The organism is Empedobacter sp. ULE_I140, from assembly GCF_053482575.1.
Window position 1 is genome coordinate 976,645 of sequence record NZ_JBQMTX010000001.1, and the last position, 13,444, is coordinate 990,088.

Below are 13,444 nucleotides of genomic sequence, written 5' to 3' on the forward strand. Positions count from 1 at the left end.
GAATAAATTTAAGTATTATTTAATCATACTATTTATTTTATTAATCATAATTTAAAGTTACATTTCATTGAGAAATAGTAAATTGAATCATTATTTGTTAAACAAAATTAAATTTTAAAACTTTATTATGCTTGCATAATAAAAAAAAGATTATATTTGTTAGACATACACTAAAATATGTTAAGAGAAGATTTAACGATAGATTATTTATTGCGTTCAACATGGTTGTCAGTTCAGAAAATGTATAATGAGCAAGCAGGTGCTTACGATTCTACAATGGTGTATGCCTTTACATTATTATCAATAGATCCGAAAGGAGGTACGCCAAGTACGTCGCTAGGACCAAAGATGGGAATAGAGCCAACAAGCTTGTCGAGAACATTAAAAAACTTAGAAGCAAGAAATTTTATCGTTCGAAAACCAAATCCAGAAGATGGGAGAAGTGTGTTGATCACTTTGACTGAAGAAGGATTAAAAATGAGAGATATTTCAAAACATTTTGTTTTGCAATTTAATGAATCAATTAATAATCACATCGAACCAGAGAAAATGCAAATTTTCTTGGAAGTGATTTATAAGATTAACCAATTAATATCGGACAAAAAAATATTTAAAAACAATTATGAGAAGACACGTTAAACACGTAACTGTATTAGGATCAGGAGTGATGGGTTCTGGTATTGCATGTCATTTTGCAAATATCGGAGTCGAAGTCTTGATGTTAGATATGGTTCCTCGCGAGCTTACACCACAAGAGCAAGCGAAAGGACTTACTTTAGAGAGTAAAGTAGTTCGTAACAGAACTGCTCAAACTCACTTAGATGCTGCTTTAAAAAGCAATCCTTCACCAATTTATGACAAAGCATTTGCTTCTCGTATAACTGTAGGGAATTTTGATGATGATTTCGAGAAGATTAAAAACTCGGATTGGGTAATAGAGGTTGTGATCGAAAGATTGGATATTAAACAATCTATTTTTGAGCGTGTAGATAACTTCCGTAAACCAGGAACTTTAGTCACTTCTAATACTTCTGGTATTCCAATTCATTTGATGGCTGAAGGTCGTTCAGAAGATTTTCAGAAACATTTCTGCGGAACGCATTTCTTCAATCCGCCACGTTACTTAAAATTATTCGAAATTATCCCAACTCCTCAAACAGATAAATCTGTTGTTGAGTTTTTCCAAAACTATGCATCTTTATTTTTAGGTAAAACACCAGTTTTATGTAAAGATACGCCAGGTTTTATCGGGAATAGAGTAGGAGTTTACTCGATGGCGAAAGTGATGGAATTGGCGCAAGAAATTGGATTAACGATTGAAGAAGTTGATACTTTGACAGGTTCTATTTTGGGTCGTCCAAAAACGGGAACATTCAAATTGGGTGATTTGGTTGGTTTGGATACAGCATATAATGTAACAAAAGGTTTACAGCAAAATGCGCCAAATGACGAAATGATCCAAGGTTTGAAAGATTCAAAATTCTTGGATTTCTTAATCGAAAATAAATTCTTAGGAGATAAAGCGAAAAAAGGTTTCTATTATAAAGAAATTGATAAAGAAGGGAATACCAATCGTTTTGCCTTAAATCTTGATACGTTAGAGTATCGTCCAATGGAACGTGCAAAAGTTACAGCTGTAGAAACTGCTAAAAATGCAGGATCTATGCGTAATAAATTAGGTATTTTATTGAAAGATTCTGGTAAGGCTGGAGAATTGATTCGCAAACATTTTGCTTCATTATTCGCTTACGTTTCTCAACGTGTTCCAGAAATTACAGATGTACTTTATCCAATTGATGACGCTTTAAAAACAGGTTACGCTTGGAAATATGGTCCATTTGAAACATGGGACTTGGTTGGGTTACAAAACGGAATTCAATTAGTAGAATCAGAAGGTTTCAAGGTTTCGGATTGGGTAAAAGAATTAGCTGTTTCAGGTGCAGATTCTTTTTATAAAATCGAAAATGGTAAGAAATTATTCTATAATCAATCATCAAAACAATTCGAATTAATTCCAGGTCAAGATGCATTTATTATTTTAGATAACATCAGAAAAACAAATGAAATCTGGTCAAACCAAGAAATATCTATTCAAGATTTAGGAGATGGAATCATCAATATTGAGTTCCGTTCTAAAATGAATTCTCTTGGAGGAGGAGTTTTACAAGGAATCAATAAAGGAATCGAGTTAGCAGAAAAAGATTATCGTGGAGTTGTAATTGGTAACCAAGGAGATAATTTCTCTGTTGGTGCTAATTTAGCCATGATTATGATGATGGCTGCAGAACAAGATTGGTGGGAATTGAATATGGCAATCAAAATGTTCCAAGATACAATGATGCGTGTTCGTTATTCATCTATTCCAGTTGTTGTTGCTCCTCACGGAATGACGCTTGGTGGAGGTTGCGAAATGTCAATGCATGCGGATAAAATTGTAGCTGCTGCCGAAACTTACATTGGTTTGGTTGAGGTTGGAGTTGGATTAATCCCAGGTGGTGGAGGTTCGAAAGAATTTGCGCGCCGTGCAACTGAATTCGCTTTAAAAGATGATGTAAAAGTAAATCATTTACGTGATAATTTCATGAATATCGCAACTGCGAAAGTGGCAACTTCAGCTTATGAAGCGAAGAATATGGGAATTATTCGTGAGCAAGATATTGTTGTAGTAAATGCCGAACGTCAAATTGCAGAAGCGAAGAAACATGCAATTATTATGGCAGAAGCAGGTTATACACAACCAATTCAACGTAAAGTAGAAGTGTTAGGAAAAGAAGCAATGGGAATGTTCTATGTTGGAACAGATTCTATGGTTGCTGGACGTTTTGCTTCGGATCATGATCGTTTAATTGCGAATAAATTAGGATATGTAATGACAGGTGGTAATTTGTCTGAATCAACTTATGTTTCAGAACAATACTTGTTAGACTTAGAGCGCGAAACATTCTTATCTCTTTGTGGAGAAAGAAAAACATTAGAGCGTATTCAGCATATGTTAAAAACAGGTAAACCGTTGCGTAATTAATATTTGTATTAAGTAAAAAGTAACATGTAAAAAGTATTTATGCATGATTTTAAAGAGTTAATCGTTTGGCAAAAAACAATGAATTTTACGAAAAGGTTTTATGAGATTACTTCAAATTATCCTAAAAGTGAGATTTATGGTTTGACCTCTCAATCAAGAAGAGCTTGCGTATCGATAGCTTCAAATATTGCAGAAGGTGCTGGTCGAAATTCGAATGCTCAATTTATTAATTTTCTCAATATAGCTTTAGGTTCGTCTTTCGAATTGGAATGTCAAATTATTTTAGCAAGAGATTTAGAATTTATTCAAGTAGAGATTTCGGATAATTTATTAAAAGATTTAAAACATATACAGAATATGTTGGTCAAATTAATTCAGAACTATAATTAAATACTTTGTACATCATACATTTTACATTGTACAATCTAATAATACTTAAAAAAAATGAAACAAGCATATATAGTTACAGGATATAGAACAGCTGTAGGAAAAGCGCCAAAAGGAACATTGCGTTTTACGCGTCCAGATGAAATGGCAGCTACAGTAATCAAGCGCTTAATGCAAGATTATCCAACTTTAGATCCAGCACGTATCGACGATTTAATCGTTGGATGTGCAATGCCAGAGGCAGAACAAGGATTGAATATGGCACGTCTTATCTCATTAATGGGATTAGACACAGACAAAGTTCCAGGTGTTACAGTAAATCGTTACTGTGCATCAGGATCAGAAGCAATTGCGTTGGCAGCTGCTAAAATTAGAACAGGAATGGCAGAATGTATCATCGCAGGTGGTGCAGAGTCGATGTCGTATATTCCGATGGGAGGTTACAAACCAATTCCAGAAACAGATTTAGCAAAAGATCATCCAGATTATTACTGGGGAATGGGATTAACGGCTGAAGAAGTAGCAAAAGAATTTAAAGTTTCTCGTGAGGATCAAGATTTATTTGCATTCAATTCGCATCAAAAAGCATTAAAAGCAAATGCTGAAGGAAAGTTTGCTTCTCAAATCGTTCCGATTGATGTTGAATATAGTTTCTTAGATGATAAAGAAAAAGTTCAAACAAAGAAAATAGATTTCAAAGTAGACGAAGGACCACGTGCTGATACATCTATCGAAGGTTTAGCAAAATTACGTCCTGTTTTTGCGCAAGGAGGATCAGTTACTGCTGGTAACTCTTCTCAAATGTCGGACGGAGCAGCTTTCGTTATGGTAATGTCAGAAGATATGGTGAAAGAATTAGGTCTTGAGCCAGTTGCACGCTTAGTTGCATATTCTACGGTAGGTTTAGCACCTCGTATTATGGGAATGGGACCTTTGTTTGCAATTCCAAAAGCGTTAGAACAAGCAGGAATGAAATTAGAAGATATTCAGTTAATCGAATTGAATGAAGCGTTCGCTTCTCAATCAGTTGCAATTATGCGCGAGTTGAATCTTAATCCTGATATCGTCAATGTAAATGGAGGTGCAATTGCTTTAGGGCATCCACTTGGATGTTCGGGTACGAAATTAACAGTGCAATTGTTACATGAAATGGAAGCGCGTAAAGCGAAATATGGAATGGTAACCATGTGTGTTGGTACAGGACAAGGAGCAGCTTCAATTTTCGAATATCTAAAATAAAATCTAATATCTAAACAACAAAAAAATATGTCTACAAATCCAAATAGATTAATCGGAGGTCAATATTTAATTAAAGATGCCTCTTACAATGATATTTTCACTTACGAAGATTTATCAGAAGAACAACAAATGATTTTGCAATCTGCAAAAGAGTTTATCGATAAAGAAGTAGTGCCTAAGAAACACCAAATTGAGAAAAAAGATTATGCGTTGATTGAAGAATTAATGTGTAAAATTGGTGAATTAGGTTTATTAGGAATTTCTGTTCCAGAAGAATATGGTGGAATGGGAATGGGATTCGTTACAACAATGTTAGTGTGTGACTATATTTCAGGAGCAACAGGTTCGTTAGCAACAGCTTTTGGAGCACATACTGGAATTGGAACAATGCCAATTTTATTGTACGGAACAGAAGAACAAAAACAAAAATATTTACCAAAATTAGCAACAGGAGAATGGTTTGCATCTTACTGTTTAACGGAGCCAGAAGCAGGTTCTGATGCAAATTCTGGAAAAACAAAAGCTGTTTTATCAGAAGATGGTAAAGAATATATCATCACAGGTCAAAAAATGTGGATAACGAATGCAGGTTTTGCAGACTTATTCATTGTTTTTGCACGTATTGATGATGATAAAAATATCACAGGTTTCATTGTAGAAAAAGATAAGGCTGGTGCTGGATTCTCATTAGGAGAAGAAGAAGATAAATTAGGAATTGTTTCTTCATCAACACGTCAAGTTTTCTTTAATGAAGTTCGTGTTCCAGTAGAAAATCTATTAGGAGAAAGAAACGGAGGATTTAAAATTGCAATGAATGCATTGAATGTTGGTCGTATCAAATTAGGTGCAGCTTGTTTAGATGCGCAACGTCGTATTTTAGATTATTCGTTACAATATTCTTCAGAGCGTAAACAATTCAATACATCAATCAATACATTTGGTGCGATTAAAGAGAAATTAGCTGATATGGCTGTTTCTGCGTTTACTTCAGAAGCTGGTGCATATCGTGCAGCGAAAGATGTGCAAGATGCAATCGAAGATAATATTGCAAAAGGAATGCCTCATAACGAAGCGGAATTAAAAGGTATCGAAGAATATGCAATTGAAGCTTCTATCTTAAAAGTTTGGATTTCTGATGCTGCTCAAATTTCTGCGGATCAAGGAATTCAGATTTACGGAGGAATGGGATATTCGAAAGAAATGCCAATGGAAGCAGCTTGGAGAGATGCACGTATTTCTAGAATTTACGAAGGAACAAACGAAATCAATACCTTATTATGTGTATCGATGTTAGTAAAACGAGCATTCAAAGGAAAATTAGATTTAATGTCTCCTGCAATGAATGTTGCAAATGAATTAATGTCTATTCCATCGTTTGATGTTCCAGATTATTCAGAATTATTTGCGCAAGAAAAAGAAATCATTGCAAATCTTAAGAAATCGTTCTTTATGGTTGCGGGTTCTGCTTTGCAAAAGTTTGGTGCAGAATTAGAGCAACACCAACAGTTGATTATTGCTGCTTCTCGTATTATGCAAGAAATTTATATGGTTGAATCGGCGATGTTACGTGCAGAAAAAATTGCAAATGTAAAAGGTGCTGATGCAGCGAAGAATGCAGAAAAATTAGTTCAATTACAATTATTCAAATCGGTAGAAATTATTAAAACAGAAGCTACTCGTGGTATCATTTCTTTCACAGAAGGAGATGAGCAACGCATGATGTTATCTGGTTTAAGAAGATTTACACGTTACAACCAATATCCAAATGTAGTTAACTTAAAAACTGAAATTGCAGATTTGTTAATCAAAGAAAATAAATACACTTTCTAAGTATATTTTAAATACAAATTATTTAAAGCAGTCAATTTATTGACTGCTTTTTTATTTTTAATATGTTGAAATATAATTTGGTATATCATTTGATGATTCTAGAGTAAGTACTAGTCTTTATATAAGTTAGTTGAGTTTTCATGGTACTTAAGTTTTAGTAGAGAAAGGCCTCAGTTGTTCCCAATTGAGGTTTTTTATGCCTTGAGGTTAAAGTTTATTCATTAAAAATAAGAGAGTTAAGTCGATATTTCTTAATGAAATACTTTTCGAAAGAAATGATTTGAAGTAACTTTAATTCAAATTAATAACCAAAAAACAAAGCTTATGATAATTAATGCAGCAATTCTTACGTTGACCATGTTTGCAACATTTAGTATTATGTGTCTAGTCAAATTAGATGAATTAAAAAAAATAAAATAAAACAACAAAACTCCATTTATAGAAATGGAGTTTTGTTGTTTTATAAAGTTATATTTACTTCAATTAATACATTCGAAATGAAAAAGAAGCTAATTGTTTTAACGGGAGCTGGAATTAGTGCTGAAAGTGGAATTTCTACTTTTCGAGATGCCAATGGTTTGTGGGAAAATCATGATATTATGGAAGTCGCTTCGATTGAAGGTTATCAAAGAAACCCAAAATTGGTTCAAGAATTCTATAATCAACGTCGAAAACAATTATTCGATGTTGAACCCAATACTGCGCATCATTTCTTGAAAGAGTTAGAAAATGATTTTGAAGTTGTAATTATCACTCAAAATGTAGACGATTTGCATGAAAGAGCAGGTTCTTCTAAAATAATACATTTGCATGGCGAATTGAGAAAAGCGCGAAGCGAAAAAGATGAGAATCAAATTATTGATTGGAATAAAGATATCAAACTTGGAGATTTGGCTGAAGATGGAAATCAACTTCGTCCGCATATTGTGTGGTTTGGCGAAATGGTTCCGGAAATAGAAAATGCGATTGATGAGGTTTTAAAGGCAGATATTTTGGTAATTATTGGAACATCGATGCAAGTGTATCCAGCTGCTTCGCTCAAAGATTATGCAAAAACAAATGTCCCAATTATCTATATCGATCCATCAGATACCTATGCCAATTCATCTATTACGCATATCAAGAAAAAAGCAACAGAAAGTATCGAAGAATTAAAAACTATTTTGAATAATTTTTAATCTTTTACGTTTTACTGTTGATTAATTAATTTAGAGAATATGAAGTATATATTTCTACCATTATTTGTTTTTTCTATTAATGCGACTGCACAAGAGTTAAATCCGTTTTATCAATCGATTGTCGAACAAGTGAAATACGATTCTGTGCATCAGAAATTGCAAAAATTTCAAGATTTCGGAATCAAAACTGTCGGTTCTTCTGCGCATAATAATGCTTTTGATTGGTTGAAATCTTATTATATTGCATATGGCTATTCAAACATAGAGCAGCAATCTGTAAATGTTTTTGGAAATGTTGGAAATAATTTAATCATAACTAAAATTGGAAAAAAATATCCTGATAAATTTATTATCATCGATGGTCATTATGATACATTAAATGGACCTGGAGCGAATGATAATGGATCGGGAACGGTTACTTTATTAGAAATTGCTCGATTAATTAAAGATATCGATACTGATTATTCGATCAAGTTTATTCATTTTACAGGAGAAGAACGCGGTTTAATAGGAAGTCAGACATATGTCAATCAAATTGCAGTTCCTCAGAATTTAAACATTAAAGCTGTTCTGAATATTGATGAGGTAGGAGGAGTGGCGAATAAAGTAAATTCAACAATTGTTTGTGAGCAAGATGAAAGTAATCCAACATCAAATAATGCAGCTTCTTCTGATTTGACTAATCAAATGTCGAATATTTTTCCCTTGTATACAACTCTAAAAACTGAAATTTCGAATGCTTATAGTTCCGATTATATGCCTTTTCAGGCAGTTGGTTATCCAATAACTGGACTTTTCGAAAAAAATGAAACGCCTTATACACATACTGCTCAAGATATAATAGCTAATTTAGATTTGAATTATTTGACAGAAGTAGCGAAAGGAGCTTTGGCGACTTTATTACATTTTTCTCAAGCACAAGAGAAGTTGACTACAACAGATCATACTATTTCAACTTTGCAAGTGTACCCAAATCCAGTAAAGAGAAACCTTCATTTTTCGCAGATTTTAAAACAACCTACAATTTCTATATATAACGAAACAGGAATACAGGTCTATGAAAAGAAGTTTCGAACAGCTGTTTCGCAGATAAATTTAGAACATCTTACTTCTGGCGTTTATTTCGTTAAAATAAATTCGAATCAACATAGTTTTAAGATTTTGAAGAAATAAATTGTTGCGTCTCATTTATGTAATAAATTGACTTTTTTAGTTGAATAGTTACTTTTTTTGTCTAAATGGTAATCAACCTTTCGATACACGAGCACCGAACAAACCATACGCAATGGATATACAATGGATACGGAATCGATACAGCGAGGATACACAACCGATACAGAAAAAATGCATTTTAGTGCATACAACCTCCATTTAGGTTAATGGATAACCAATTAGGTTCATTATTCGTCACTTCTAGTTAATTTGCTTGTCTAAGGGTTAATTTTACATCGTTGTTGTGCCCCATCAAGAAGAATACCGAATAAAAAATGAATATTCTAACCACAATAGAAACATAGGTTTTATTAAGTTTTACGTTCTACGCTTAACGTTTTACGGATTTTATCATTCTGAGTTTATTTCAGAATAGCATCAAATGATACTTATTTTAGAGGTTTGAATCGTCTTGGTCATTGTGCTGAATATCAAGTGGAAATACTGTTTTTGGTCATGTGTTCTTACGATTTAAATGATTCTCAAAGGTTATTTTGGTAATCTACTTCATTTTATATTTGTATTCAAAAAGTGATTTTGTGTTATTTCGAAGCCTTGAAAATTCCAGCCTCTCACAAATACATAATGGATTTTACTTAATACATTATAAATATTACATAGTACAACACTAAAATCTACTTTTTTAAATGAAATTTAAAGATTATCATTGCTCAAAAGACGAGTTTAAATTCATTGAAACTTTAAAAATGATATCCTTTTGTATTCCACTAAACATTTTTTTGTATAAAAAACAACTTGGCAATTATTACAACCCCTGAACTACAAAAATCTTTTACATACATTCTACTGCCACTATGTTGCCTTTATCCTGCCTTTATGTTGGGAGTATCTAGCAAGTATCTGTAGATGAAAAAAAATTGGCCCTTGCGTTATATATGTTGTTTATATTTAGTGAGTGTTTATTATCAACCTCACCTTACGGGTGTACAATCACCCTCAAAAATTATATTTTTAAGCTGTTATAAGCTCAATTCCTGCTTTATCTGCCTTATATTTTATTTTGGTCATCAGTTTATAATAACTCCAATTTCTCAGTACAAAATCTTCTTCTTTGGCCAGCTCTATCTTTTCTTCTTGATCCATTAAAATAAGTGTTCCTGCTTTATTATTTACACAAAAATCAATTAACTTTCTGCTGTAAACATGTAGTCGATGATGCACATAATTTTTTTCTACTTGACTCATTTTATCTAGCGCTTTTAGTTTCCTCGTTTTTCCTTTGCCCGATTTTGCATAAGTTGCCCCAATTTGTATTCGTTTACGGGACGCTTGTATCGCTAACCTTCGGTATAGAAACTCTTCTTTGGTTCCTATAGTAAGCCGAGATTTTCCTATTTTTACAACCAACGGATATTCTAAAGAGAGGGAAGCTTCTGCAATAATTTCGGGTTGTAATTGATGATTTTCTTTTTCGATCTCAACAACAGCTAACCAAAATATTTTACTTTTTTCTAACTTTATTTGTGATGTACAAAGTTTAATTTCTCCGCTTACCACTTGTTCCAATAACCTTTTATTACTTGTAAAATCTTTTCCCAAATAGGTTTTGAATGGAAGTTGAAACAACCGAAAACAAAAACATTTTTTCTCAGGATTGTAAGAGAAGCTACGTATACTTTCTGCTCCAAAAGGAAATGCCATATCTCGTTTGAAGTTTTTTAACGAAGCTTCTCCTTTCCAATATCTTTGAGAATCTTTGTTGTATGAACTGTGGAGTCTATTATTTAAACAAGATAATATATTGGTTGGAATTTCACCTTTAAAACGGTCTGATAGCACACGATAAGTGGTACTCATTTGCGAATTTTTTAATATACCCTCTGCATCTTTCTTCTCGTCCATTAATTTATATTTAACACCTTCAGAGAGGTACAAAAAATCTTTCATCATTTCTTGTAAATTCAAATGAGAAACAATCAAATTAGCGGCTTTAAAACATCTGTTTTGCCATCTATAAAGCTTGTCTAATGCCTCTTTGCGTTCTTCTTGAGTTGGTAAATCGATAAGTATTTGTATTTTTCGAGTGAGTATTAAAGTAGATTTTTCCATGATCAATAGTTTAGGGATTGAACTTTGTTTTGTTGAGTGAATTTATAAGCGACTATAAATTCATTGTGTACCTCTTTTTGAGACAATTGTAATGCTGAAGCTATTGTTGAAAAAGATTGTTTATGCTTACATCGAAGTTTTAAAATCAACGATTGTGTTTCAGATATTTGATTTTCCTTCTCTGCTGTAGAGACTGTTTTGGTTTTAATAATTAATTTATCTTGGTGACTTAAAATCTTCTTAAGATCATCAATAGCATGTTTAATTTCGTTACTCGTTTCAGTGATTCCTCTTCCCATTGCTTTAGCAATCGCTTTGTATTGAAATCCATGTTTTAAACAGAGTTCAATCAAATGCTTTCTTTCAGCACTTAATAAGGGTAATACTTTTATAATTTGATCAAAATAGTGCTGTTGTGTTTCTTGTTCGTTTAGGTTTTGAATGTTATCTGCGGGATCATATCCAGCCAAATAACTTTGATAATTCTCATAACTTTCTAGTGAACTTACAGTTCTAAAAAACTTATTCTTCGGTTTAGCATAATGCGAATAGCAACTGTATTTCATTACAAACCTTAAAAAGAAAAAGATATGATCAGGAGATTCCATCTTTTCGCGATATTCCCATAATTTTAGAAATGCATCTTGTACCAAGCATTCTACTACAAATTCATCCTCAATTATTTGTTTACCAAACCAAAAGATTCGTTTATTGTACCTGCCATAAATACGTTCGAAGGCAGTAGAATTACCTTTTTTTAATAATTCAAATTCTTTTTCTAGCATAATAAAGGTGGTTTTATTTATGTTTTACGTGATACGTATGACGTTCTACGTTTTTACATAGTTTTTAAATTCAACATTAGTTTTAAAAGCCACTCCTTTTCCAGTACATCGCGCCAACTTTGTTTTTGGGAAAGGGGTTTTTGTTTTTTATTTCAAATTTGTTCTTTCTTTTCATTTTTTTGCTCATCCAAAAAAACGAAACAAAAAAAGATGCCGACAGTAGTCTCTCAATGATTCAACTAAATAAATTATTTCCATAAAGTTGGCAACTCGCTTTGCTCAAACACTCCAACTTTTTTTATTCCAATAATTTAGAGTTGAATTGCATTTCGATTCTAAATCGTCGGATTTTTAACTCTTTTTTCAATACTCAAATCCTTTTTTAATAACGGATTTTAGAGTCGACATACGATTTGCAGACGAGTTTCAATCCATTGAAACAAGCGTAAAAAAGATTAGTGAGCGATAGCGAGTCATTTAATCTTTTTAGAGAGTAAAATGAAGATTGAACGTCGAAAATCGCAGTCTTGATTTTTTTTGTTCTTTTTTTTATCAAGGAAAAAACGAATGTAAAATACTTTCTATCACTTTTTTATTCATAGCATATCTATTTTAATTATAGGTATTCATATGCTCTTCGGGGAAGAGAGCAAAAAAGTAATCAAAAAACTCTTGGCCGTAAACCTCTCTACTCAAAATGTTTTCACTCCACTAAAGATTTAAAAAAAACTATGGGCTAAAATCTTTTTAACGTTGTACTCAAACATTTTCTTAACGTGAGAGTTTTAATGCCAGTTTCTTAATCCTTTTTTAATATTCAAATTCGTTATCACTTTTAACAACGGATTTTAGAGTCGACATACGATTTGCAGACGAGCTTCAATCCATTGAAACAAGCGTAAAAAAGATTAGTGAGCGTATGCGAAACATTTAATCTTTTTAGTGCGTGAAATGGGAATTGAACGTCGAAAATCGCGGTCTTGATTTTTTTTGTTCGTTTTTTCATCAAGGAAAAAACGAATGTAAAATACTTTCTATCACTTTTTTATTCATAGCATATCTATTTTAATTATAGGTATTCATATGCTCTTCGGGGAAGAGAGCAAAAAAGTAATCAAAAAACTCTTGTCTTTGATTTTCGACGCTCAAAATAAGTTTCAGCCATTGAATGTTTTAAATCATTTGCTACGCAAATAGTAAAACATTTTAACCATTTTCTTCAACTTTTTGACACTCGCCTCCAAATCATATGACATTTTTTTAATCCTTTTTCAAATACATAATACATTCTACTTTTTACATAGTACAACTCTAAAATCTCAATTCTCATATCTAACATCTAATCTGTACATCATACATTTAACTCATTACTTATAACTCATTACTTACAACTTAAATCAGGTAGTAGCCCCAATAAATTTGGAAAATGATATGAAAGGATTTACTTTTAATGTGCGAAAACAAGAGTATAACCTAACTGTCAAAGTCTCATTACCGAGGCTCAGATAGAGAGCGAGTAAAGAAAGGGGAACCTTTTCTTTACGTTCCGTTAAATGTTATAAAACGGAGAATTGTTCTTTAAAAGAATGGTTAAAACGAACAGACTTTGTCTGGTGGTTTTTTACGGATGAATGGAATTTGTTTCGTTCTCATTTTGTGTTGGGTTTTATGGAACGATGTTTCTCGTGTATGAAGATATACTAGCAAAAAAAAGCAAGGCG

9 protein-coding genes are annotated in these 13,444 nt (G+C 32.5%); 7 read left to right on the forward strand and 2 right to left on the reverse strand.

Annotated features, from left to right (window positions below; genetic code table 11):
• The first annotated feature begins 177 nt into the window (after nucleotides 1-177).
• The 7 genes from ACTS9J_RS04670 to ACTS9J_RS04700 all read left to right on the forward strand — a co-directional run bounded on the left by ACTS9J_RS04670 (nucleotide 178) and on the right by ACTS9J_RS04700 (nucleotide 8,829).
• Nucleotides 178-639: a MarR family winged helix-turn-helix transcriptional regulator gene (locus ACTS9J_RS04670; protein ID WP_448352929.1), complete on the forward strand. Its 462-nt coding sequence runs from the start codon at nucleotides 178-180 to the stop codon at nucleotides 637-639.
• Nucleotides 623-3,022: a 3-hydroxyacyl-CoA dehydrogenase/enoyl-CoA hydratase family protein gene (locus ACTS9J_RS04675; protein WP_448352930.1), complete on the forward strand. Its 2,400-nt coding sequence runs from the start codon at nucleotides 623-625 to the stop codon at nucleotides 3,020-3,022. The genes ACTS9J_RS04670 and ACTS9J_RS04675 overlap by 17 nt, the downstream gene beginning before the upstream one ends.
• A 39-nt stretch (nucleotides 3,023-3,061) precedes the next feature.
• Nucleotides 3,062-3,412, forward strand: coding sequence for a four helix bundle protein (locus ACTS9J_RS04680; protein WP_114999168.1), 351 nt, complete (start codon nucleotides 3,062-3,064; stop codon nucleotides 3,410-3,412).
• A 54-nt stretch (nucleotides 3,413-3,466) separates the two neighbouring features.
• Complete coding sequence (locus ACTS9J_RS04685) at nucleotides 3,467-4,648, forward strand: acetyl-CoA C-acyltransferase (protein ID WP_038336965.1); 1,182 nt, start codon at nucleotides 3,467-3,469, stop codon at nucleotides 4,646-4,648.
• Nucleotides 4,649-4,675: 27 nt separating this feature from the next.
• Nucleotides 4,676-6,478: an acyl-CoA dehydrogenase family protein gene (locus ACTS9J_RS04690; protein WP_448352931.1), complete on the forward strand. Its 1,803-nt coding sequence runs from the start codon at nucleotides 4,676-4,678 to the stop codon at nucleotides 6,476-6,478.
• A gap of 497 nt (nucleotides 6,479-6,975) precedes the next feature.
• The gene (locus ACTS9J_RS04695) at nucleotides 6,976-7,656 is read left to right on the forward strand and encodes an SIR2 family NAD-dependent protein deacylase (RefSeq protein ID WP_448352932.1); all 681 of its coding nucleotides are present in this window, start codon (nucleotides 6,976-6,978) and stop codon (nucleotides 7,654-7,656) included.
• 39 nt (nucleotides 7,657-7,695) lie between these two features.
• Nucleotides 7,696-8,829, forward strand: a complete 1,134-nt coding sequence (locus tag ACTS9J_RS04700) for a M28 family peptidase (RefSeq protein WP_448352933.1) — start codon at nucleotides 7,696-7,698, stop codon at nucleotides 8,827-8,829.
• Between the two features lie 1,011 nt (nucleotides 8,830-9,840).
• Here ACTS9J_RS04700 and ACTS9J_RS04705 read toward each other — a convergent pair.
• Together ACTS9J_RS04705 and ACTS9J_RS04710 are read right to left on the reverse strand one after the other, a co-directional pair.
• Nucleotides 9,841-10,938, reverse strand: coding sequence for a hypothetical protein (locus tag ACTS9J_RS04705; RefSeq protein ID WP_448352934.1), 1,098 nt, complete (start codon nucleotides 10,936-10,938; stop codon nucleotides 9,841-9,843).
• 2 nt (nucleotides 10,939-10,940) lie between these two features.
• A complete protein-coding gene (locus ACTS9J_RS04710; protein ID WP_291075635.1) occupies nucleotides 10,941-11,723 on the reverse strand; it encodes an RNA polymerase sigma factor in 783 nt (260 codons plus the stop codon).
• Nucleotides 11,724-13,444: the final 1,721 nt, after the last annotated feature.

Excerpts from the sequence above, each read along its gene's own strand:
- ACTS9J_RS04670 (WP_448352929.1), top strand. The coding sequence starts at position 178 with ATGTTAAGAGAAGATTTAACGATAGATTATTTATTGCGTTCAACATGG.
- ACTS9J_RS04675 (WP_448352930.1), top strand. The coding sequence starts at position 623 with ATGAGAAGACACGTTAAACACGTAACTGTATTAGGATCAGGAGTGATG.
- ACTS9J_RS04680 (WP_114999168.1), top strand. The coding sequence starts at position 3,062 with ATGCATGATTTTAAAGAGTTAATCGTTTGGCAAAAAACAATGAATTTT.
- ACTS9J_RS04685 (WP_038336965.1), top strand. The coding sequence starts at position 3,467 with ATGAAACAAGCATATATAGTTACAGGATATAGAACAGCTGTAGGAAAA.
- ACTS9J_RS04690 (WP_448352931.1), top strand. The coding sequence starts at position 4,676 with ATGTCTACAAATCCAAATAGATTAATCGGAGGTCAATATTTAATTAAA.
- ACTS9J_RS04695 (WP_448352932.1), top strand. The coding sequence starts at position 6,976 with ATGAAAAAGAAGCTAATTGTTTTAACGGGAGCTGGAATTAGTGCTGAA.
- ACTS9J_RS04700 (WP_448352933.1), top strand. The coding sequence starts at position 7,696 with ATGAAGTATATATTTCTACCATTATTTGTTTTTTCTATTAATGCGACT.
- ACTS9J_RS04705 (WP_448352934.1), bottom strand. The coding sequence starts at position 10,938 with ATGGAAAAATCTACTTTAATACTCACTCGAAAAATACAAATACTTATC.
- ACTS9J_RS04710 (WP_291075635.1), bottom strand. The coding sequence starts at position 11,723 with ATGCTAGAAAAAGAATTTGAATTATTAAAAAAAGGTAATTCTACTGCC.